The following is a 21,775-nucleotide window of genomic DNA, read 5'->3' on the forward strand; positions in this document are numbered from 1 at the left end:
TCAGTTAGCCAACCTGATTTACTCCCCATCTTTATGACGAAGACGCCCCTACTCCACCTTGAGAACAAAACCTACGAACTGCCTTTTATTGAAGGCACCGAAGGAGAGAAAGCAGTGGATGTGCGGCGATTGCGGGCCGAGTCGGGCTATATCTGTTTCGACCAAGGCTACGGCAACACGGGGTCTTGTGAGAGCCAAATCACCTACATCGATGGGGATGCGGGCATCCTGCGGCATCGCGGCTACCCGATCGAGCAGCTCGCTGAGCAGAGCGAGTTTGTGGAGACCGCCTACCTCGTCATTTACGGTGAATTACCCAACGCGGCACAGCGGCGTGCGTTTGGCGACCTGTTGCGTACGCATGCCGAAGTCGAAGAGCCGTTGCAGCGCATCTTTGAAGGCTTCCCGCGCACGGCCCCGCCGATGACGATTCTTGCCTCGGTCGTCGCGGCACTCGCTGCGCATCACCCCGAGCTGGCGGCGAACAATTTTGAGAAAGACCTAGCCGTGTTTGATACGGCGGCGGCGATGGCGATCTCCAAGACGCGTACGCTTGGCGCGATGATTTATCGCCACCGCAAAGGGCTGCCCTTTGTGCCGTCGAAGGACACGACGTTTTGCGAAAACTTCCTGCACATGATGTTTTCGCAAAAAGAGCCCGGCGGGCCGGACTACCTCGCCGAGCCCGAAGTCGTGAAGGCGCTCAACCTACTCCTGCTCCTGCATGCCGACCACGAGCAAAACTGCAGCACGGCGGCGGTGCGCATGGTTGGCTCTAGCTCGGCCAATCTCTTCGCCTCGCTTTCGGCTGGCGTCTCTGCGCTCTCTGGCCCGCTGCACGGTGGGGCGAACACGGCGGTTATGGAAATGCTCCAGCAAATCCATGACGCGGGCGACGACGGGTCTCGCTTCATTGAGCAAGCGAAGTCGGGCAGTAAGAGCACGCGGCTGATGGGCTTCGGCCATGCCGTGTATCGCAACTTCGATCCGCGCGCGAAAATCATCGGCGCAGCTTGCGAGAAGGTGTTGGCGAAGCTCGGCATTAACGACCCGCTGCTCGATATCGCGCGCCACCTAGAGCAAGCGGCACTGCGCGACGATTATTTCTTATCGCGCAAGCTGTACCCCAATGTGGATTTTTACTCAGGCATCATCATGCGTGCGCTCGGGATTCCCGTGAGCTTGTTCACCGTGATTTTTGCAATGGGCCGGACAACCGGCTGGATCGCGAACTGGTATGAAGTCGCCTCACAGCCGAAGGGCCGCATCTACCGCCCGCGCCAGGTTTACACCGGCCCTGTAAAGCGCGATTACGTGCCGATGGCCGCCCGGCCTCTTTGAGGCTTTTATTGAGCGCGGTGTGTCGCGGTCGCAGACCGAGCCACCGCGCAGCGGGTGGAGGCGTAAAATCCTGTCCCTTCGGGCTGCGCCGTAAGCCGCACCGCGGTTCGCGTTTGAAACGGCCTCAGCCTCTAATAGTTGAAGCGCCGTTTGATGCGCAGGGTTTCGTAGAGTTCGGGCGGGACTTCTTTGAGGAAGCGGCTGGGGGTGTTCATCATCCCGCCGGGGCCGGGGCGGCTGGCGACTTGCGGGTAGCTCATATAGAGCGCGTCTTTCGCGCGAGTGACCGCGACGTAGAACAGCCGCCGCTCTTCCTCAATGTCGCCCGAGTCGATTGCGCGGCGGCTGGGGAATTGGCCGTCGGCCAGGCCGATTAAGAAGACGACGTCGTACTCGAGTCCCTTGGCTTGGTGAATGGTGGTGAGTCGGATGGCGGCGGCGTGGTCGGCCCCGGACTCCGCGCTGCGGGCGTCGGCGGTCTCGCCGTTGAGCAGGACGATTTGCGCGAGCAGCTCTTGGATGCCGTCGAAGCGCGCCGCGAAGCCGGCCAGTGCTTTCAGCTCGTCGAGCCGGTCGTTGTAATCGGCAAAGGCGCCTCGCAGGTAATCGCCATACCAGCCCTCGAGGGCGCGCTCGACGGCGAGCGCGGGCGAGGCCGGGGTGTCGCGAAGTTGGTCGGCGACTTCGGCGAGCGAGGCGCAAAAGTGCGGCCACTCGTCGCGGGCATCTTTGGGCACCTTGCTTTGGACGTCGTCGCTGGCGAGCGCGGTGACGAGGTCGGCCCGTAGGAGTGCGGCATGGTCGCGCGCGGCGGCGTGGATTTTCTGTGCGCCTTTTTCGCCAACCTTCGGGAGCAGCACCGCGATGCGTTGCCAGGCTAAGGTGTCGCTGGGGTTGTAGACGAAGCGCAGGAGGGCGACGAGGTCGCGGATGTGCTGCCGCTCGAAGAACTTTACGCCGCTAGTGATTTGGTAGGGGAGGCCGGCGCGGGCGAGCGCGAGCTGCATTTCGAGCGCGACGAAGTGCGAGCGGTAGAGGATGGCGATCTCGCTCGGCGAGACGCCTTCGTCTTCGATGAGGGCACGGGTGCGTTTGAGGACGAACTCGGCTTGCTCGCGTTCGTCGATTGCTTGGACGACGTAGGGTTTTTCGCCACGCGGGCGGGCGGCGCGCAGCTCTTTGTCGAAGTGGCGGCCGCTGGGCTGGGCTTCGAGGACGGCGTTGGCAAAGGCGAGGATTTCTGGGGTGGAGCGGTAGTTGGTTTCGATGCGATGGATGACCGTGTCCGCGTGCCGCTCGGGGAAGGTCATGATGTTCTCAAAATCCGCGCCGCGCCACGAGTAGATGCACTGCGCGTCGTCGCCGACGGCGGTGATGCAGTGGTGCGGGGCGAGTGTGTCGACGATCTGCGCCTGGAGCGGGTTGGTGTCTTGGTATTCGTCGACGAGCAGGTAGCGGAAACGGTGGGCAAAATAAGCGGCGACTTGTTCGCGCTCGCGCAGGAGCCGCAGCCACAACTCGAGCAGGTCGTCGAAGTCGATGACGTCTTGTTCGCGTTTGGCTTTTTCGTAGTGCGCGGCGAAATCAGCGAAGCGGTGCTCGATGTCGCGGTATTGGGGGAAGGAGTGCCGGACGGTCGTCTCGATGGACTGTTGTGTGTTGCGCGCGAGCGAGAGCACGCTGAAGAGCGGGCCGGGGCGCGGGTTGGTTTTGTTTTTAAAAAAGAGCTTATCGCGGGCTTCGACCGATTGCTTGAGGAGCGTTTCTGACTCGTCGGCATCAAGGATGGTGAAGCGGGGCGAGAGCCCGATCTCCTCGCCGTAGAGCCGCAGCGCGCGATTGCCTAGCGAGTGAAAGGTGCCGCCCCAAAACCGGCGTGGCTCGTAGCCGGTGAGCTCCTCCACGCGGTGGAGCATTTCTTTGGCGGCTTTGTTGGTAAAGGTGAGGAGCAGGATTTCGCCCGGCGGGACGCCTTGCGAGAGGAGGTAGGCGACGCGGTAAGTCAGCGTGCGGGTCTTGCCCGAGCCTGCACCTGCGAGGACGAGGAGCGGGCCCGCCGGGGCAGTCACCGCGGCGTATTGCTCGGCGTTGAGCTCTGCGGCGAAGTCAATCTGGGGAACGGCAAACGCGTGCGTGGGCGGCTTCTGGGAGGTCGGCTCAAAATCCATTGCCCTGCGATCAGGGCGTAATGGTTCGCGAGAGCAAGGCCTCGCGGCGCACTTTTCCACTGCGCGTGGGGCTGCGGTCAGTGACCGCTTCCATTTAATTTGGGATTTCGCAACGCGCTATCGCGCGAAAGCGAAATCCCAAATTTGAAAGAGTTCCCCCCTGTCGCGTTGCGACAGGGCGAGGAGTAAGAAGGTAGAGTGATAACCCGTTTGGGCGAAGTGGGAAAAATCACCAGTAAACTTCCGCCGCCAAGCGGCTCTGTGAATGGGTGCAGCGATGGGCGGCGGGCCAACGAGCCCGCCGCCAAATAAATCAGCCTGCGGCTGCGCCCCACGCGTAGTGGAAGCTCAGAGCGGAGTGGGCTCAGTTTTCGAAAACGGCGAGGTCGTTGCGGTGGATGACTTCGTGGTGGCGGCGGTCGGGGTAGCGGGCCTTTACGTCTGCGCTTTTGAGTCCGGCGATTGTGGGTATTTCGGAGGCGGAGTAGGTGGCCTTCCCGCGTGCGATGAGTGTGCCGTCGGGCGCGGCGACGTTGACGATGTCGCCCGCCTCAAACTTGCCGCTGGCGTGGGTGATACCGACAGAGAGTAGGCTGCGGCCTTGGTCGCGGAGGACGGGCACGGCGCAGTCGTTGATGTGAAGCGTGCCGCTGGGCCGCTGGAAGTGAAGCAGCCAGCGTTTTTTCGCTTCGAGGGTTGGGCCGCTCGGGGCAAAAAACGTGCCCGGGGCTTCGCCGCGCAGCAGTCGCGCGACGATGTCGGGCTCGGCTCCGCTGGCGATGAAGACGCCGCAGCCGGCACGCAGCGCGAGTTTGGCGGCGGAGAGTTTCGAGACCATCCCGCCAACGGCGGTCTCGCTGGTGGTGCCGCGTGCCATGGCCTCAACCTCGGGGGTGATTTTGGCGACGAAGGGGACGATCTCGCCCGTGCCGTCGAGGTCGATGAGCCCGGGCGCAGTCGAGAGGATGAAGAGGTGCTGCGCGTGGACTAGGCTGGCGACCATCGCCGAGAGCGTGTCGTTATCGCCGAAGCGCAGCAGGGCCTCAATCTCGGCGGCACTGACGGTGTCGTTTTCATTGATTACCGGGACGACGCCGTAGGCGATTAATGACTCGAGTGTCGCTTTGACGGCGAGGTGCCGGTCGCGGCTGCGCAAGTCTTCGTGCGTGAGCAGGACTTGGGCGACGGTGATTCCGTGTGGGGTGAAGTGGCTTTGCCACATCTGCATGAGGAGCCCTTGGCCAATGGCTGCGCAGGCTTGTTTTTTTACGACGTCGCTCGGGCGGCGGCTGAGCCCGAGGCGGCCCATCCCGAGCGCGACCGAGCCGGAGGAGACGAGAAAGACCTCCGTCCCTGCGGCGCGTAGTGCGGCGACTTGCGAGCAAACGCTGGCAATTCTCTCAGTATCCAGCTCGCCAATACCGCGAGTGAGAACGCCCGTGCCGAGTTTGATGACCACTCGTGCGGGGGGCGGTTTTTCGCGGCTTTGTGCGTTTTCAGCTTTCAAGGTCAGGCGCGCAGTCGGGCGTTACAAAAGCGGGCAAAGGCAAACGAACTCAGACTGCGAAGAGCTCTTTCTCTTTGTGCTCTAGGTGTTGGTTGATGTCCTTAATCGCGCTGTCGGTAAGGGTCTGGACTTCCTTCTCGTGCCGCTTGCGTTCGTCCTCGGGGAGCGCGGCGTCTTTTTTGAGCGAGTCCATCGCGTCGCGCCGGACGTTGCGGACTTGGACGCGGCCTTCCTCGGCGAGTTTGTGGGCGACTTTGGCGAACTCCTGGCGCCGCTCGCGGCTCATCTCGGGGAGCGGGACTCGGAGCGATTTGCCGTCGATGATTGGGTTGAAGCCGAGGTTGGCTTGCTGGATGGCTTTGGCGATCGCTTGGACGAGTGTGATGTCCCAGGGCTGGATTTGAATCATCCGTGCATCGGGCGTCGAAATCGCCGCGCAGGCTTTGAGCGGTTGGGTGGTCCCATAGGCTTCGACGACGATAGTCTCGACCATCGCGGGCGTGGCCTTGCCGGTGTGGATGGTGCTGAACTCGTGGAGCGTGTGGTCGATGGCCTTTTGCATGCGGGCCTTCGCGTCGCTGAGGATTGGGTGATTACTCATAATGTAGGGAGCTGCGGAAATGAGGGCGGGCGCGCGATCCAAAACCGCGTGCCAGCTAAGAGCCTTCGCGGAGAGAGTTTACGCGTGAACGAGGGTGCCGACTTTCTCGCCGGCGATGGCTTTGCGGATGGCGTGCTCGTCGCTGAGGTCGAAGACGAGGATCGGCACGTTGTTATCGAGGCAGAGCGAGAAGGCCGTCGAGTCCATGACGCTGAGCCGCTGCTTGAGCGCGTCGAGGAAGGTGAGCTCGTCATACTTGACGGCGTCGGGATGGAGGACGGGGTCTTTGTCGTAGATGCCGTCGACCTTGGTGGCCTTCATGATGATGTCGGCCCGCATCTCGCTGGCGCGCAGCGCAGCAGTCGTATCGGTCGAGAAATAGGGATTGCCGGTGCCTGCGACGAAGATGACGACGCGGCCTTTTTCGAGGTGGCGAACCGCGCGGCGAAGGATGAAGGGCTCGCCGATTTGGTTCATCGGGATGGCACTTTGGACGCGGGTGGTGACGCCGAGTTTTTCGAGGCAGTCCATGATCGCGAGGCCGTTGATGACGGTGGCGAGCATGCCCATGTAGTCGCCGGTGGTGCGGTCTACGCCTTGTTTCGAGCCTTGGAGTCCGCGAAAAATATTGCCGCCTCCGATGATGACGCAGATCTGCACGCCGAGCGCGTGGATTTCCTTAATCTGGTTGCAAATGGCCTGAAGGGTTGGGGCGTCGATGGGGTCACCGCTTTTGCCACCGCGCAGCACCTCGCCGCTGAGCTTTAGAACAATGCGTTTATACTTTACTGCATTGGAGGAAGGGGAGGGCGGCTCGTCGTTCATGCGCGAAGGAGCGGAAGGGAAATGTCAGTTTCCGTCAATCGCCAGTGCACGAGAGGTGGGGCGCATTACCTTTCCCTCAGGCCGAGATGGGTCGGAGGCGTGACCACTAACCGAAGCGCAAGCCTCGCCGTTCACGGCGAGGTCAAGCGAGGTCATCGTCATAGGGAGCCGTAGGCTCGCCTAGCTTGTGGAGGAGAAGCTCCGACCGCAGGGTCGGAGTTCTTCACCTGTTTTTCGGGTGGGCTTTTATTGTCCATCGGTCGCGATTAGGGCGGTGAGGAGGACAAGGATGATGACCATTGCGATGAGCATCGGGAGGAGGCGGGGCTGGGCCGTGGGGGGCGGTCTCCATTTCGGAAAAATTGTCCGAAATGGCGGTGCTTGGTGTTGGGTTAGGTGCAGGGCGGGCGAAAAAGCCCCGGAGGGCTTGCGGCGCCTCGCCTGGCTTTGAGCTTAGTGCTTTGCGGTGAGGCGGGCCGTGGTTTGCGCGGCGGTTTCGCTCGTGTCGTCCCAGCCGCCGCCGAGTGCGGCGTAGAGGGAGACTAGGTTGTTTAGGCGTGAGAGGCGGGCGGTGACGAGTTGTTGCTGCGCGGTGAAGAGTTCTTGCTGGGCGAGGAGCACGGTGAGGTAGCTATCGACTCCGGCTTTGTGGCGGGCTTCCGAGAGTTCGTAGCGGCGGGTCGCGGCGGTGACGCGCGCGGTTTGCGCGTCGATTTGGATGTCGATGGATTTAGCAATGGCCAGCGCATCGGCGACTTCGCGGAAGGCGTTCTGGATGGTCTTCTCGTAGTTGGCGACTTCGATGCGGTTGGCGAGCTTGGCCGCGTCGAGTTGGGCGCGGTTAGCCCCACCTGCAAAGAGGGGGAGCGCGATGTTGGGGGCGAAGGTCCACGCCTTGCTCGCGCCTTCAAAGAGGTCGGAGAGCTCGGGGCTGGCACTGCCGCCAAAGGCGGTGAGGCGCACGGCGGGGAAGAAGGCGGCGCGGGCGACGCCGATATTGGCATTGGCGGCGCGTAGGCTGTGCTCGGCGGCGCGGATGTCAGGGCGGCGAGTGAGCAGTTCGGAGGGGAGCCCAGCCGGAAGGTTGTCGATTAGTTGTTGGGTGGCGAGAGAGCCGGGCGCGGGGAGTGTGGCGGGCAGAGGCGAGCCGACGAGGAGGACGAGTGCGTTGTGCGCGAGGTCGCGGCTTTGCTCAAGCTGCGCAACGCTGGCGCGGACGGCTTCGCGTTGCGCCTCGGCAGTGCGCAGGTCGAGTTCGGAGGCGACGCCCGCCTCGAAGGACTGGCGGTTAAGCGCGTAGCTGCGTTCGGCGGCGTCGAGGGTTTGTTGCGCGAGCGCGAGTTGTTCGTCAGCGGCGAGGAGGCCGAAATATTGACGGGAGACGGCGGAGATGAGGGCGATGTGCGCGCTGTGGTGGGCTTCTTCGCTGGCGAGGTATTGCTGGAGTGCAGCCTCGCGCAGGCTCGCTACGCGGCCAAAGAAATCGAGCTCGTAGGCGGGAAGCGTGAGCCCGGCTTGGTAGGTGGAGTCGATTGAGCGGGTGCCGCTAGGCGAGAGGGCCGCCGGGGTTTGGCGACGGGTCGCGTCGCCGGTCGCGGCGAGGCTGGGAAGCGTGGCGGCGCGCTGGATGCGGTAGAGGGCGCGAACGCGTTCGACGTTGAGTGCGGTGATGTGCAGGTCGCGGTTGTTTTCGAGTGCGAGCGCGAGGATGCGATTGAGCCGCAAGTCGCCGCCCAGTGTTTGGGCACTCAGTGTTTGTCGCAGCGTCGCTGCTGCTGTGGTCGTGCCCGTGCCGCTACTCATCGTATCCGCATGCGGATACGCTTCCGCCACAGGCGCAGTGGGCCGTTTGTATTTGGGGGCGAGCGAGCAGCTCGCGAGCACGAGGGCGGCGGCTGAGAGTGCGAGTGAGCGGGAAAGGGTGTGGGAAAGAGCCATTGTTAGGAGTCCTCCTTTTTGGCGGTGATGAGGGTGTTGGGCTTAACGCGGAAGAGGCGCAGGATGACGACGAAGAAGAGCGGCACAAAGAAGATGCCCAGCACGGTGGCAGTGAAAGTGCCGCCGAGGACTCCCGTGCCGATGGCGTTGCGCGAGCCCGCGCCTGCGCCGGTGGAGATGGCGAGTGGGAGCACGCCGAGGCCGAAGGCGAGCGAGGTCATGAGGATGGGCCGCAGGCGTTGGCGGGCGGCTTGGATTGTGGCGTCGAAGAGGCTCATGCCGTTGTCGAAGCCCGCTTTTGCGAATTCGACGATGAGGATGGCGTTCTTTGCCGAGAGGCCGACGATGGTGAGCAGCCCGACTTGGAAGTAGACGTCGTTGGGCATGCCGCGCAGGAGCGCGGCGGCGAGTGTGCCGATGATGCCGAGCGGCACGATCGTCATGACGGAGGCGGGCACTGACCAGCTCTCGTAGAGCGCGGCGAGGCACAGGAAGACGACGAGGATGGAGATCGCGTAGAGCGCGGGGGCTTGGCTGCCTGCGCTGCGTTCTTCGTAGGAGAGGCCAACCCACTCAATGCCGAAGCCGTCGGGGAGCTGCCCCGCGAGCTCGGTGATCGCGGTCATCGCCTCACCGGTGGAGATGCCGGGGGCGGGGATTGCGGCGATGGAGGTGGAGGGATTGCCGTTGAAGCGTTCGAGCGACGCGGCGCCGAGCTGCCAAGAGCCCGTGGCGAAGGCACTAAAGGGCACCATCTCGCCGCGGTTGTTGCGCACATGCCATTGTTCGAGGTCTTCGGGCTTCATCCGCGAAGTGGTGTCGCCGCGCATGTAGACGCGTTTGGTGCGACCTCGGTCGATGAAGTCGTTAATGTAGGCACTGCCCCAAGCGGTGGAGAGGGTGCTGTTAATGTCGCTAATGGCGATGCCGAGCGCGGCGGCTTTTTCTTGGTCGATGTCGATTTTGAACTGCGCGGTATCGTCCATGCTGTTGGAGCGTGCGTTGACGAAGCGCGGGTCGGCGTTGGCGAGGTTGATCAACTGCTGACGTGCGGCGGTCAGTGCTTCGTGGCCGAGTGCAGCGTTATCGGTGAGGCGCATGTCGAGGCCGTTGGCGGTGCCTAGCTCCATGACGGCAGGGGGCATGAAGGCGACGGCGAGGGCGTCCTTGCGCGGGAGGAATTTTTGCAAGAAGCGGCCTTGGAGGGCGGCGACGGCTTGGTCGGGGCGTTTGCGCTCGGACCAGTCTTTGAGCCGGACGAAGGCCGCGGCTTGGTTTTGGCCGAAGCCCGAGAAGCTGAAGCCGACGATGCCGAACATGCCGTATACGTTCTCCGTCTCAGTTTCTAGGAAGTGGTCTTCGATGTCTTCGAGGACAGCCATTGTCTGTTCGTAAGTGGAGCCAGGGGGCAGCTGTGCTTGGGCAAAGAGTAGCCCCGAGTCTTCGTCGGGCAGGAAGCCGGTGGGCACTAGCGTAAAGAGCCAGCCCATGCCGACGACGACGACGAGGTAGACGACGAAGAAGCGGGCTTTGCGCCGGAGCATGCCGCCGACGCCGTTGACATAGAGGTTTGTTCCTCGGTCGAAGATGCGGTTAAACCACGCGAAGAAACCGGTGTCGTGGTAGTGGTGGCCTTTGGCGATGGGCTTGAGGATGGTCGCGCAGAGCGCAGGGGTGAGCACGATGGCGACGAGGACGGAGAGGCCCATCGCCGACACGATCGTGATGGAGAACTGCCGGTAAATCTCACCAGTCGAGCCGCTAAAGAAGGCCATCGGCACAAACACGGCGGACAGCACGAGCGCGATGCCGACCAGAGCCCCGATGATTTGCTGCATCGACTTTTGCGTGGCTTGCCGCGGTGGCAGCCCCTCCTCGCTCATGACGCGCTCCACGTTTTCGACGACGACGATCGCATCGTCCACGAGCAGCCCGATCGCGAGCACGATGCCGAACATCGTGAGCGTATTTATCGAGAAGCCGAAGGCGGCCATGATGCCGAAGGTGCCGAGCAAGACGACGGGCACCGCGATCGTGGGGATGAGGGTCGCGCGCCAGTTTTGCAGGAACAGATACATCACAAAAAACACGAGGATGACGGCCTCGACGAGGGTGTGAATGACCTCGGTGATGGAGATGCGGATGAAGGGCGAGGTATCGAGCGGGTAAAAGATTTCGATGCCCTCGGGGAAGTAGGGTTTGAGCTCGTCGAGCTTGGCGCGGACGGCGTCGATAGTTTCCAGCGCGTTGGCGCCGGTGGCGGGGCGGATGGCCATACCGGCGGAGGCCATGCGCTTGAAGCGGCCCGAGATTTCGTAGGACTCGGGGCCGAGCTCGACGCGGGCGACGTCGCGCAGGCGCACTTGCGAGCCGTCGGGGTTTACCTTGAGCAGGATGGCACCGAACTGCTCGGGGGTTTCGAGGCGGGCTTGGGCGTTAACAGTGGCGTTGATGCGCTGGCCTTCGGCGGCGGGCATGCCGCCGAGTTGCCCGGCGGAGACTTGGACGTTTTGCGCACGGATGGCCGCGCTGACGTCGCTGGGCATGAGGGCGAAGTGAGTGAGTTTGGCCGGGTCGAGCCAGATGCGCATCGCGTAGGCCGAGCCAAAGGCCTGGATCTCGCCGACGCCTTTTACGCGGCTGATGGGGTCTTGGAGGCGGCTGATGACGAAGTCGTTGATATCGGGCGCACTCATGCTGCCGTCTGTCGAGACGAGGCTGACGATCATCAGGAAGTTGCGCACTGACTTGGTGACGCGCACGCCGAGCTGCTGCACTTCTTGGGGGAGCAGCGGCATGGCCAGCGCGAGTTTGTTTTGGACCTGGACTTGCGCGATGTCCGGGTCGGCCTCGGAGTTGAAGGTGATGCTGATGCTGACGTTACCGGTGGCGTCGCTGGACGACTCGATGTAGCGCAGGTGGTCGATGCCGTTTAGCCGCTGCTCGATGACTTGGGTCACGGAGTCTTCGAGCGTCTTGGCAGAGGCTCCCGGGTAAGTCGCTTGGATGGAGATCTGCGGCGGCGCGATGTTTGGGTACTGGGCGACGGGCAGCTCGATAATCGAGACTGCGCCCGCGACCATGATGACGATGGCGATAACCCATGCGAAGACGGGGCGGTCGATGAAGAAACGGGCCATGAGTGTTGAGTAAAATTAAGTAAGGAGGTCGCAGACTTTTCTAGTGTGGCGAGAGGCGTGACGCGCGGCTTGGCGGCGACAAGTGCGCCAGCCTTGGCGGCTAAGGAGCGGGTCGGGGCTGCGACCCGGTCCTGTGCGCGTCGTCTGTTGGCGGCTCGTCCTTTGGCTGCGGGTGAATTGAGTTTAGAAGGGCAGCGCGGCGGGCGCGTTTAGCGGGCAGACTCGGGAGCGGCGACTGGCGCGGTGGAGGCGGGCGCCGTTGCGAGAAGCGGCTTTACGGGTGCGCCGGGCCGAAGCTTTTGCCGGTTGTCGAGAATGACGCGGTCGCCGGGGGCGAGTCCGCCGGTCACTAGCCAATCGCTGCCGACCGTGCGAGTGGCCTCAATCACGCGCACGCCCACGACGTCTCCGCGCTCACCCGATTCGACAACGAGGACCGTCGCTTGGCCGCGTTGGTCGCGGGTGACGACCGATTGGGGGACGAGGATCGCGTCGGGCTTCGTGCCTTCTTCGACGCGGGCTCGGACAAACATCCCTGGGAGCAGGTCGAGAGCTGGGTTGGGCACGGTGCCGCGCAGGGTGACGGTGCCAGTGGTGGGGTTCACCGTGACGTCGGAGAACTCAAGCGCGCCGCGCTCGGCGTAGCTTTCCCCGTTATTAAAGAGGATCGTGAGGGCCGCGCTCGCGCCGTTTTTCTGAAGACTGCCGTTCGCGACTGCCGCCTTGAGTTGCAGCGCGTCTTCGGCGGGTTGGCTGAGGTCGACGTAGAGCGGGTTGAGCTGCTGGATGGTGGCGAGTAGCGTCGCTTGGCCTTGTTGCACGTAGGCGCCTTCGGTGACTTCGGCGCGTCCGATGCGTCCCGTGATTGGCGCGACGACGCGGGTGTAGCCGAGGTTGATTTCGGCGGTGCGCACGGCGGCCTTGGCCGCGGCGACTTCGGCGGCGCGGGCTTTGGCGTCGGCGTCGGCGTTATCGTAGGCTTGGCGAGAGATGGCGTCGGTGCCGACGAGGTCTTCGTAGCGGCGGGCTTGGGCTTGCGCGGAGAGTAAGCTCGCTTCGGCGCGGGCGAGATTGGCGCGGGCGCTGTCGAGTGTGGCCTGATAGGGCTCGGGATCGATTTCGAAGAGGAGCTGGCCTGCGTTTACATCGGCGCCTTCGGTGAAGTGGCGCTTGAGGACGATGCCGGTGATACGGGCGCGGACTTCGGCGATGCGGTAAGCACTGGTGCGGCCAGGCAGTTCGCGGGAGAGCGTCACTGGCTGCGTCTCGATGGTGAGGATGTTAGCCTCGGGCGTGGGCCAGCCACCCGGGCCGCCTTGGGCCCCGCCTCCGTTTTTTCCGCAACCGGCGAGTGCGAGTGAGAGGGCGACAGTGGAGAGGGCGAGCGCGGCGAAGGGTTTCGATTTGGTAATTTTTCGGGACGTCATTTTGAGAATGGTGGAGGGGACGATGGGGGCGCGGGGCGAGTTTCGGTTAGTTTTTAGTTTTGATTATTCAAAAAGTGCTGGCGCAGTCGCGAGCAAGTGGCGTCGAGCTGGGCAAGTTCTTCTGCGGGGATTTCGGCCATTAGGTGGGTGATCGACTTCAGGCACTCCGCGACAGCGGCGGAAAAGACGCTGCGGCCTTTTTCGGTGACGCGCACGACGAGAGAGCGCAGGTCGGTAGTGGAGCGTTCGCGACGGATCAGGCCAGAGACTTCGAGCCGCCCCAAGGTCGTCGAAATGACGGGGCGGCCGAGGTGGAGCTGGTCTGCCATCTCGCTAGGAGTAAAGGTCTTGGGCTCTTCGCGGATTAGGAGTGCCAGGAGTAAGAAGCCGTTTTCGGTGATTTCGCTGGAGGCTAGGTCGCGCTGGAGTCCGTTTTCGAGAAGGCGGCAGGTATCGACGAGGGTGAAGAGTGTCTTGCACTTCGGCTCTGTGGCTTCGGGGTGGTCGGCGCGCGCGGCGGCGAAGAGGATTTGTCGGGCTGGCTCGTGTCTGGCGGATGGAGGAGGCATGGTCTTTGAGGCGCGCAGAGTAGAGTAAAACGGCGCGGCGAGTATGACTTTGTTGTTTGCAGAGTGATAACTAATAGTTATCAGGGCTGCATACATGGAATTGAGGCATCTGCGTTATTTTGTCGCCGTGGCCGAGGCACTGAACTTCAGGCGTGCCGCCGAGCGGCTGCATGTGGCCCAGCCCGCGCTGAGTAAGCAGATCAAACAGCTAGAGGAGGGGATCGGGGTGCAGCTGCTCTCCCGCAACACCGGCGGGGTGAGTCTCACAGATGCCGGGGCGGTGTTGCTCGACGAGGCCCGCGATATCTTGGAGCGCGTCGAGATGGCCGCTTCGGCGGCAGCCGATGCGGCGATCGGGAAGAGCGGGCGGCTCAATGTGGGCAACCTTGGGCTGCTGACGGCGAGTTTTTTGCCGACGGTCTTGTCGGAGTTTCGGGCGCGTTATCCGCAGGTGGATGTGAACTTAATTGAGGTCGGGATGGTGGACCAGTTGAGCGCGCTTCAAGCAGGGCAAGTTCACGTGGGCTTTATGGTCGGGCGGACTGTGTCGCTGCCGGTCGGCTTTGAGTGGGTGGAGGTGTTGAGCGCGCGGCCCGCCGTGATTATGAGTCGGGAGCACCCGTTGGCTAGCCGACCCTCAATTGCGCTGAGCGAGTTGGCGATGGAGCCACTGCTGACGGTCGCTGAACCGGGCAAGCAGACGCGGCATCAGCAGTATTTGAACGAGACTTTTGCCGTGCGCGGCATTCGGCATCGCCCGCCGAGGCGCGTGAGTAGTTTCGAGTCGCTGATTGCGATGGTGGAGAGCGGGCTGGGCGTGTCGATCCTGCTGCCGCTCTCACGTGGCTTCGACAACGTGGTGTTTCGCCCCCTGAAAGATAAAGAGGATGATTTGACCGCGCACCTCTTTGCCGTGTGGCGCAAAGGCACCGAATCACGGATTTTAAAAAACTTCCTCAAGGTCCTGCGCGGCTGAGCGCTCTTCACCACAGTCTAATTTTGACTGCGGTGAGGAAGGCGTGTCTTCTTTCCCTTATAGCGCCGGTTCGCTGCGTCGGAGTTCTTGTTCGACGAGGTCGGAGAGGATGCGGATGACGCCGACGTGTGAGGTTAGCTCGGCGAGTTGTTCGCGGATTTCGCCAAAGCGAGGATTCGCCGCAGTGAGGTCGGGAACTTGGCGTTTGGCGGTGTAGACGAATGTGCCGCGCGTGTCGCTCAAGGTCATCTCGGAGACTTGGGATTCTTCCAAATTCTCGAGCAGGTTAAAGGCCGTGAAGCTGCCGTCTTGGGGCGGGCTTGCGAGCGAGAAGGGCGCGAGGGCCGAGGCCTCGATCGCTACGCCGGCACTCTCCGCTGCCGAGGCCGCAGCCGCCGCGAAGCTGTCGCCTCCCATTAGCCGCGCCTCGATTTGAGCTTTTACGCGACGGCCGAGCTCGACGAACTGCTCGCGCTTTTGCTCTTCGATGTAATCGGTGCGGACGCGTTCTAAGACTTCGCTGAGGAGCGGGGTGTAGATCGGGAGCAGTTCCTTCCAGAATAGGACGACTGCGCCGTCGCGGACGGGAATTGCGTCGGAGTAAAATTGCTCGGCATTGAGCTTAAACGCTTCGGTGGTCACGGAGGCGAGGTTGCCGAGTTCGTCGGGCCCGCGATTTTCGGCGAAGGGGGCGAGTGGCTTTTCCTCGACTTGGTGCGCGGCGAGGAGCGCGGCGCGTGTGTTTGCGTCGTTCGGCAGTGACGCTTCGTAGAGTGCTAGGGTGAGGTCGGAGGCGGCGCGAGTGGCCAGTTGGCGTGCCTTCTCGCTGAGCACGAGGGCCTCGACCTGGTCGCGGACGAGTGCGAAGTCTTCGGGGCCTGCCGCTTGGGCTTGCGCTGGGGTTTCACTCGCTTCGGCGTTGCCGCTTTCGGCGGGCTTGGCGAAGCGGCCGGGCATTGAGTCGAAGACTTGGCGGAGCTCCGCTTCGTTGGTGCTTACTTGAGGCAGGTAGCGGCTGAGGGGGAAGTCGGCGTAGCTGGCGACGAGGCGAGGCGGGGTTTGGTAGCGAAACGTGTTATCGCCAAAAAACTTTGCGAGTTGGTCGTTCGTGGGCGCGATTTCGGGCGAGTAACTGGCGTAGTCGATGTGTGCGAGTTCGAGTGTCCAAGTGGTGTCTACGCGCTGGAGCTGGTCGACGATGTCGCTGTCGAGTACGTAGCCCGGCCCGGCGAGGAGGTTGCGGACTTTATCCGCGCGGATGTCGTCGGCGATTACGCGGCTGACATCGGTCTCGCGGATGCGCGCGTCGTTTTTGAGCGAGTCGCGGAATTGCGCGTAGTGCTGGGCATTGAAGCGGCCGTCTTCGTTGAGGAACACGGGCAGGGACTTAATATGTGCGGTGATTTCGGCCTCGCTGCTCTTGGGCAGGCCGAGTTCCTCGGCGAGGTGGAGCGCGGCGATACGCTGGAGCGCGTACTCTTGGAGTTGTTCGTCGCTCAGGCCCACGTAGCCCATTTGCAGCATGACGCTGAGGCTGGCGTCGCCGATTAGGCGCGACTGGTCTTCGACCGAGGCGAGGTTGTAGCCAAACACGTCGCGCTTTTGTGCGAACTGGCCGCCGCGTCCGATACCCCCTGCAGAGGGGGTGAATACGACAATGAGCGGAATCGCCATCGCCGCCAAAATTACGACGATGATAACGCCAAAGTGCCGCTGAAAGTATCGCTGGATCCAAGTAAACATGGTGGGGAAAAAGGCGGTGACGCTAAAACCCAGCTTCCCCTACGCAAGGCATCTATGCTGCCTTTTATCGGGCGGCGCTCTCGTCGCTGCGCCGTCGATAGTGGCCTTTATTGATTACAGACCCTAGCAACCCAGAATCGGCATTCGTCGGAGAACTCGCGGACTTGGCGCGATTCTCGGCTGATGTTTCTTCGCATGGCGTCGTACTCGTGTGCCCAGCCAGTGGCTTTTAGGTCGGCCAAAATCTCGGTGCGCGTGGGTAGGTGCATGAAGGTGCGGCCAATATCGACGTCTTCATAATAGCGGTCGCCAAACTCGCGCAGGATGGGGTCTTGTTGGCCGCGTGCCCAGCGAGTGGCTTCGAGCCGCCACAAGGCGCGTTCTTCGGGTGAGTCGTCGCGATCGTGCGTGGTGAAGAGTAGGGGCGCACCGGGGCGGCAAACGGCGGCGAGTTGGCGGAGTGCGCGGCGGCGGTTGCGGCGCAGCGGGATTTGCATCAGCCCGTTGAATAGGAAGAGCGCGCCGTCGAAGTGCGCACCCGTTGTGGCGGCATTAGTTGGCGTTTGGCTGTCGGGTTCACTTTTGCCTGCGAGGCCGCTTATCGCGTCGCGTAGCGCGGGGCTGCTGGCGAGTCGCGTCGCATCGGCAAAGAAGAGTGTGACGCGGCGCGTGAGTTTGCGTTCGTGGACGAGTCCTTGGGCTTGGGCGAGGAGTTCTTCGCTAAAGTCGAATGCGCTGAGGCGGGTGTAGCCGCTTTCGGCGAGCGCGACGGATACGCGGCCCGCGCCGCAACCGGCCTCCAGGAGGCGCGCCCGTTTGTTGGGGAAAAAGCGGTCGATCAGAATTCGCTCCGAGGCCCAGAGTCCGAGTTCGTGCGCGGCCTTAGTGTAGTGGATGACGGCGCGTAAGTCGTTGAAGTCTTCGCGGACGCTTTGGCCGCCAATCTGCCTTCCAATGCCTGTTTGTTTTTTCGCCATTGTGAAGTGCTTGGCCGCTTTAGCTGCGCTTCCCCCAGCGACGTTCTTGTTTGAGCTCGAGGGCTTTGGCTTCGACTTGCACGCCTGCGACTGCGGGGTGGGCACGGAGCGTTTGGAAGGCTGTCGGGTCGAGCCGCCAATTAAGGGCAGTGCTGATTTCAGAGGTCGTTGCGACGCGGTTTTCAAAGAGGAAGCCGAGCTGCAGCCGCGTGTCGCCGGAGCTTTTGTCCACGGTCTCGCGTAATTGTTTTAGGAAGTCGGCGAGTTGCGGATGCTCGGGGTGCAGGAGCCAAGTGATGGCGCGGATGGTGGAGGAGAGTGCGGCGTCGAGTGGGTAGCACTCGCGGACGTTGAGCCGTGGGCCTTCGCTACTGAGGAGGACGCTGCCTTGGATGAGGACGGGCGTTTCGGCGGCGAGTTGTGAGCCGTAGCGTTCGTAGGCGTCGGCGAAGAGGTTGAGCCCTATGGAGGCGTGGCGGGTTGCCAGCGTAAAGGCGGCCCAGGGGCGGTTATCTTTTTTGGAGAGGCGTTTGACTATGTTTCCAGCGATGCCGCAGAGCCGGAAGTCGCGCCGCTCGTCGATTTTGAGAAGTTCGTCGACCGGGTAGGTATCAATGGCTTCGGAGAGGCCCGCGTAGCGGTTCATGGGGTGGCCGGAGACGTAGAAGCCGAGCAGCTCTTTCTCGAATCGGAGTTTTTCTGCGTCGTTAAATTCGCGGTCAGTGGATTCTTCGGTTTTACCGGTGATTTGGGGCGGCTCGCCCGCGCGGGTGTCCGCTGTTTTGGACTCCGGTCTTTCCGGTTCGGCCAACAGGTCGAAGAAGCTGTTTTGCCCTGCGGCGCGGTCTTTGGCTTGGGCGGCGGCTTGGGCCATGGAGGCGTCGAGTCCGTTGAAAAGTGCTTTGCGAGAGGTGCCCGCGTAGTCGAAAGCGCCCGTTTTAATGAGGTGTTCGAGGACGCGTTTGTTGGCTGCGCGCGAGTCGATGCGCGCCACAAAGTCGTCAAAGTCCTGATACGGGCCGTGAGTTTCGCGCTCTTCGATGATTTTTTGGGCGGCGGCTTCGCCGACACCTTTGATGCCGGCGAGGCCGAAGCGGATTTTATCGCCGACGGGCGTGAAGCTTTCGCGCGATTCGTTGATGTGCGGGCTGAGGACGGTGAGGCCCATCGCTTCGCACTCGGCGATGAAGTGCGCGACTTTGTCCGCATTGCCGAGCTCGGCAGTGAGGACGGCGGCCATGAACTCGACGGGGTAGTTGGCTTTTAGATACGCAGTTTGGTAGGCGACGACGGCGTAGGCGGCGGAGTGCGATTTGTTAAACCCGTATTGGGCGAACTTGTTTAAGAGGTCGAAGATTTCGTCGGCTTTTGCCTCGCGGATGTTATGCTTTTCGTGGGCGCCGCGTACGAAGCGTTCGCGCTCTTGGGCCATCGCGGCGGCATCTTTCTTACCCATCGCGCGGCGGAGCATATCGGCTTGGCCGAGGCTGTAACCGGCGATGACGCGGGCGCACTCCATGACTTGCTCTTGATAAACGATGATGCCGTAGGTCTCGCGCAGGACGTTTTCGAGGAGCGGGTGCGGGTAGGTGATGGCATCGGGGTTTTTCTTACCGCGTGCATAGTCGGGGATGAACTGCATCGGGCCCGGGCGGTAGAGGGCGGAGATGGCGTTGATGTCGTCGATGTTGGAGATGCCGACTTGGCGGGCGGCGTTTTGCATGCCGCTGGATTCGAGCTGGAAGACGCCGACGGTGCGGCCTGCGTTGAGCAGTTCGTAGGTCGTGGGGTCGTCTTGCGGGATGTCGTCGATGTCGAAGTCGGGCTTGCTGGTGCGGCGGACGTGGGTGACGGCATCGGCGATGACGGTCAGCGTTTTTAGCCCCAAGAAATCCATCTTGAGCAGGCCGAGCTTATCGACCGCCTTCATCGAGAACTGTACGGTGACGTCGCCTTCTTGGAGCGTGAGCGGGACGAAGTTTTCGAGCGGTTGGTCGGTGATGATGATGCCGGCGGCGTGCTTGCCGGTGTTGCGCACGAGGCCTTCGAGGACGAAGCCTTGGTCGATGATCTTTTTGGCGAGCGGGTTGCGCTCGTACTCGCTTTTGAGCTCGGCGGAGCGCTCGAGCGCCGCGCGCAGCTCGATGTTGATCTCGTCGGGGATCATCTTGGCGAGCCGGTCGGCTTCGGCAAAGGGCAGGTCGTGGACGCGCGAGATGTCGCGCACGACCATTTTTGCGCCGAGGGTGCCGTAGGTGATGATGTTGGCGACGCAATCGCGTCCGTATTTGTCACGTACGTAGTCGATGACTTCGGCGCGGCGGCGCATGCAAAAGTCGATGTCGAAGTCGGGCGGCGAGACGCGCTCGGGATTGAGGAAGCGCTCGAAGAGCAGTCCGAAGCGGATGGGGTCGATGTTGGTGATGCCGAGCAGGTACGCGACGAGGCAGCCTGCGCCGGAGCCACGGCCCGGGCCGACGGGGATCCCGTGCTGCTTGGCCCAAAAGATGAAATCCCAGACGACGAGGAAGTAATCGACGAAGCCGGTGACTTCGATAATCGCCTGCTCGTAGCCGAGCCGGACGACGAGCTCTTGCTCGCGAGTGAGGTTGGAGTAGTCGGGCGGCTGGGGTTTCTCGCCTTCCGGGCGTTTATGGATGAGGTCGAGCGCGGCGGCGGCGGGTGGCTCGGCGGCGATCTCCGCGTAGTCGACGTGGTAGCGGGCGCGCAGTCCGTCGACGCAGAGCGAGTGCAGGTACTGGGCGGGCGTCTTGCCTTCGCTACAGATTTCAGGCGGTAGCGGGTAGCGGGGGTAGCGTTCGGAGCCTTTGGGGAAGGGGATCTCGAGGTCGCACATGTCGGCGACGAGCTGGGTGTTTCCCACCGAGTCGGGCACTTCCTTAAACACGCGGGCCATTTCCTCGCGCGATTTTAGGTAAAACTGGGTGCCGGAGAACTTGAAGCGGTCGTCATCGGTGATTTTCGCACCGGTCTGGATGCACAGGAGCGTATCGTGTGGGCCGGCGTCGCTGGCGTTGATGTAGTGGACGTCGTTTGTGCAGACGGTTTTTAGGCCGAACTCGTCAGCGAGCCGGAGCAGCCCGGGAATGATTTTTTGCTGTTCGGGGATGCCGTGGTCTTGGAGTTCGACGAAATAGTTTTCGCGGCCAAAAATCTCAACAAATCGTCCGCAGGCTTGGCGCGCCTCTTCTTCGCGGTCGTGGAGAAGGTGCTGGGGGACGAGCGAGGCGAGGCAACCGGTGAAGCCGATGAGGCCGCGTGCGTGGGCGGCGAGGGTTTCGAGGTCGGTGCGCGGTTTATAATAGAAGCCGCGTAGGTGCGCGTCGGATACGAGTTTTAAGAGGTTGTGGTAGCCTTCGAGGTTCCTGGCGAGGAGCCCGAGGTGAAATATCGTTTTGCCCTCGTCGGAGCGTCCGTGTTTTTCGAGCCGCGAGGTCTCGACCAAGTACAGCTCGCAACCGACTAGCGGTTTTATGCCTTTGGCCCGGGCGCTTTGGTAAAACGACATCGCGCCGAAAAGGTTGCCGTGGTCGGTGAGGGCGAGAGCGGGCATCCCGAGTTCGGCGGCGCGATCCATGAGTCGGTCGATGCGGCAGGCTCCGTCGAGGAGGCTGTAGTCGGTGTGGACGTGGAGGTGGACGAAGGAGTTATCGGGCGCGGACACGGATACGCGTGAGGGCAAGAGTGGGGGCGCGGGCGTGCAAGCACGGAGCGCAGGGGTGCGGCCAAATCTCGCGCAGAGCGAAAATGCCGTTGACGGAGCAGAGAGGCTGGGGCTTTCTCACCGCTTTTTCCCGTTTCCGAAACGACCTGTCCACCTCCATGCCCATCGAAATCAAGATCCGCAAAAACGAGCCTATCGACCGTGCGATTCGCCGGATGAAGAAGAAGCTCGACCGCGAGAACATCATCAAAGGCGTCCGCGCAAACCGCTACTACGAGAAGCCCTGCGAGCGCCGCCGCCGTAAGAATAAGGTGCAGGCATTTACCCAAATGCTGCGTCGCCGCTACGCAGAGTAGGGGTAAAGTCCCTTCCTGTTGGCGTAGCGTCGTTGCCGCTCTCGTCGGCTTACCTTTCCCGCTTCCTATCCTTAAGCCCGCCGAACTTGAGCGGGCTTTTTTGTTTCACGATGACTCCAGCCCAGTAGTTCGCTGGACTACGCCGAAGCTCGATACGGCAGGTTTTGGAGGGCCGGCGAGCCGACTACGGCGAAGAAGTGTTGCCCACGCTGGCGGCGCAGTTGGTGAAGGACTACGGCAGCAGCTTTGCGGTCAAGAACCTGCGCCGCATGGTGCAGTTCGCCAACACCTTTCCCCAGGAGCAGATTGTCGTATCACTGTCACGACAATTGAGCTGGTCACATTTCCTGGCGCTGCTGCCGCTGAAAGACCCGCTCCAGCGGCAATACTACGTGCAGATGGCGAGCGCCGAACGCTGGAGCGTGTGGACGCTGCGCGACACTTGGCAGGAAGGCGACTTGGAGGCGGCGATCATCCGCGAAATGGAGTCGTTCTTGCTGGAGCTGTGGTGTGGGTTTGAGC

General features: G+C 62.5%; 14 protein-coding genes and 1 pseudogene. 4 read left to right on the plus strand and 11 right to left on the minus strand.

Annotated features, from left to right (window positions below; genetic code table 11):
- Window positions 1-33: 33 nt before the first annotated feature.
- Complete coding sequence (locus AXK12_RS06055) at window positions 34-1,341, plus strand: citrate synthase (protein ID WP_068712511.1); 1,308 nt, start codon at window positions 34-36, stop codon at window positions 1,339-1,341.
- 131 nt (window positions 1,342-1,472) lie between these two features.
- Here the strand turns inward: AXK12_RS06055 and AXK12_RS06060 are convergent, their stop codons facing one another.
- The 8 genes from AXK12_RS06060 to AXK12_RS06095 form a co-directional block, all read right to left on the minus strand.
- Window positions 1,473-3,509, minus strand: a complete 2,037-nt coding sequence (locus tag AXK12_RS06060; RefSeq protein ID WP_068712513.1) for an ATP-dependent helicase — start codon at window positions 3,507-3,509, stop codon at window positions 1,473-1,475.
- Between the two features lie 364 nt (window positions 3,510-3,873).
- On the minus strand, window positions 3,874-5,016 hold the full coding sequence (gene proB, locus AXK12_RS06065; RefSeq protein ID WP_068712515.1) for a glutamate 5-kinase: 1,143 nt from the start codon (window positions 5,014-5,016) through the stop codon (window positions 3,874-3,876).
- A gap of 49 nt (window positions 5,017-5,065) precedes the next feature.
- A complete protein-coding gene (frr, locus tag AXK12_RS06070; protein WP_068712646.1) occupies window positions 5,066-5,617 on the minus strand; it encodes a ribosome recycling factor in 552 nt (183 codons plus the stop codon).
- A gap of 78 nt (window positions 5,618-5,695) precedes the next feature.
- The gene (pyrH, locus tag AXK12_RS06075) at window positions 5,696-6,442 is read right to left on the minus strand and encodes a UMP kinase (RefSeq protein ID WP_068712517.1); all 747 of its coding nucleotides are present in this window, start codon (window positions 6,440-6,442) and stop codon (window positions 5,696-5,698) included.
- A 453-nt stretch (window positions 6,443-6,895) separates the two neighbouring features.
- Window positions 6,896-8,380, minus strand: a complete 1,485-nt coding sequence (locus AXK12_RS06080; protein WP_068712519.1) for an efflux transporter outer membrane subunit — start codon at window positions 8,378-8,380, stop codon at window positions 6,896-6,898.
- 2 nt (window positions 8,381-8,382) lie between these two features.
- Window positions 8,383-11,520: an efflux RND transporter permease subunit gene (locus AXK12_RS06085; protein WP_068712521.1), complete on the minus strand. Its 3,138-nt coding sequence runs from the start codon at window positions 11,518-11,520 to the stop codon at window positions 8,383-8,385.
- Between the two features lie 209 nt (window positions 11,521-11,729).
- A complete protein-coding gene (locus AXK12_RS06090; protein WP_156468904.1) occupies window positions 11,730-12,947 on the minus strand; it encodes an efflux RND transporter periplasmic adaptor subunit in 1,218 nt (405 codons plus the stop codon).
- A 53-nt stretch (window positions 12,948-13,000) separates the two neighbouring features.
- On the minus strand, window positions 13,001-13,516 hold the full coding sequence (locus AXK12_RS06095) for a MarR family winged helix-turn-helix transcriptional regulator (protein ID WP_197457014.1): 516 nt from the start codon (window positions 13,514-13,516) through the stop codon (window positions 13,001-13,003).
- Between the two features lie 94 nt (window positions 13,517-13,610).
- Between AXK12_RS06095 and AXK12_RS06100 the strand changes: the two genes are divergently transcribed.
- Window positions 13,611-14,492, plus strand: a complete 882-nt coding sequence (locus AXK12_RS06100; RefSeq protein WP_068712525.1) for a LysR family transcriptional regulator — start codon at window positions 13,611-13,613, stop codon at window positions 14,490-14,492.
- Window positions 14,493-14,549: 57 nt separating this feature from the next.
- On the opposite strand, the gene AXK12_RS06105 is transcribed toward AXK12_RS06100, so the two are convergent.
- The 3 genes from AXK12_RS06105 to dnaE form a co-directional block, all read right to left on the minus strand.
- Complete coding sequence (locus AXK12_RS06105) at window positions 14,550-16,235, minus strand: SurA N-terminal domain-containing protein (protein WP_068712527.1); 1,686 nt, start codon at window positions 16,233-16,235, stop codon at window positions 14,550-14,552.
- A gap of 107 nt (window positions 16,236-16,342) precedes the next feature.
- Complete coding sequence (locus tag AXK12_RS06110) at window positions 16,343-17,212, minus strand: class I SAM-dependent methyltransferase (RefSeq protein WP_068712529.1); 870 nt, start codon at window positions 17,210-17,212, stop codon at window positions 16,343-16,345.
- Window positions 17,213-17,231: 19 nt separating this feature from the next.
- Window positions 17,232-20,897 (minus strand): DNA polymerase III subunit alpha, encoded by a 3,666-nt coding sequence (gene dnaE, locus AXK12_RS06115; protein ID WP_068712531.1) that lies wholly within the window; start codon window positions 20,895-20,897, stop codon window positions 17,232-17,234.
- A gap of 158 nt (window positions 20,898-21,055) precedes the next feature.
- On the opposite strand from dnaE, the gene rpsU reads away from it, so the two are divergent.
- Both rpsU and AXK12_RS09505 read left to right on the plus strand, forming a co-directional pair.
- Window positions 21,056-21,253: a 30S ribosomal protein S21 gene (gene rpsU / locus AXK12_RS06120; protein ID WP_068712533.1), complete on the plus strand. Its 198-nt coding sequence runs from the start codon at window positions 21,056-21,058 to the stop codon at window positions 21,251-21,253.
- Between the two features lie 152 nt (window positions 21,254-21,405).
- Window positions 21,406-21,771 (plus strand): annotated as a pseudogene (locus tag AXK12_RS09505) (DUF1016 N-terminal domain-containing protein); the annotation flags it as partial.
- Window positions 21,772-21,775: the final 4 nt, after the last annotated feature.

Origin of the sequence: Cephaloticoccus capnophilus (genome assembly GCF_001580045.1) — a bacterium.
GTDB classification, from domain to species: Bacteria; Verrucomicrobiota; Verrucomicrobiia; order Opitutales; family Opitutaceae; genus Cephaloticoccus; species Cephaloticoccus capnophilus.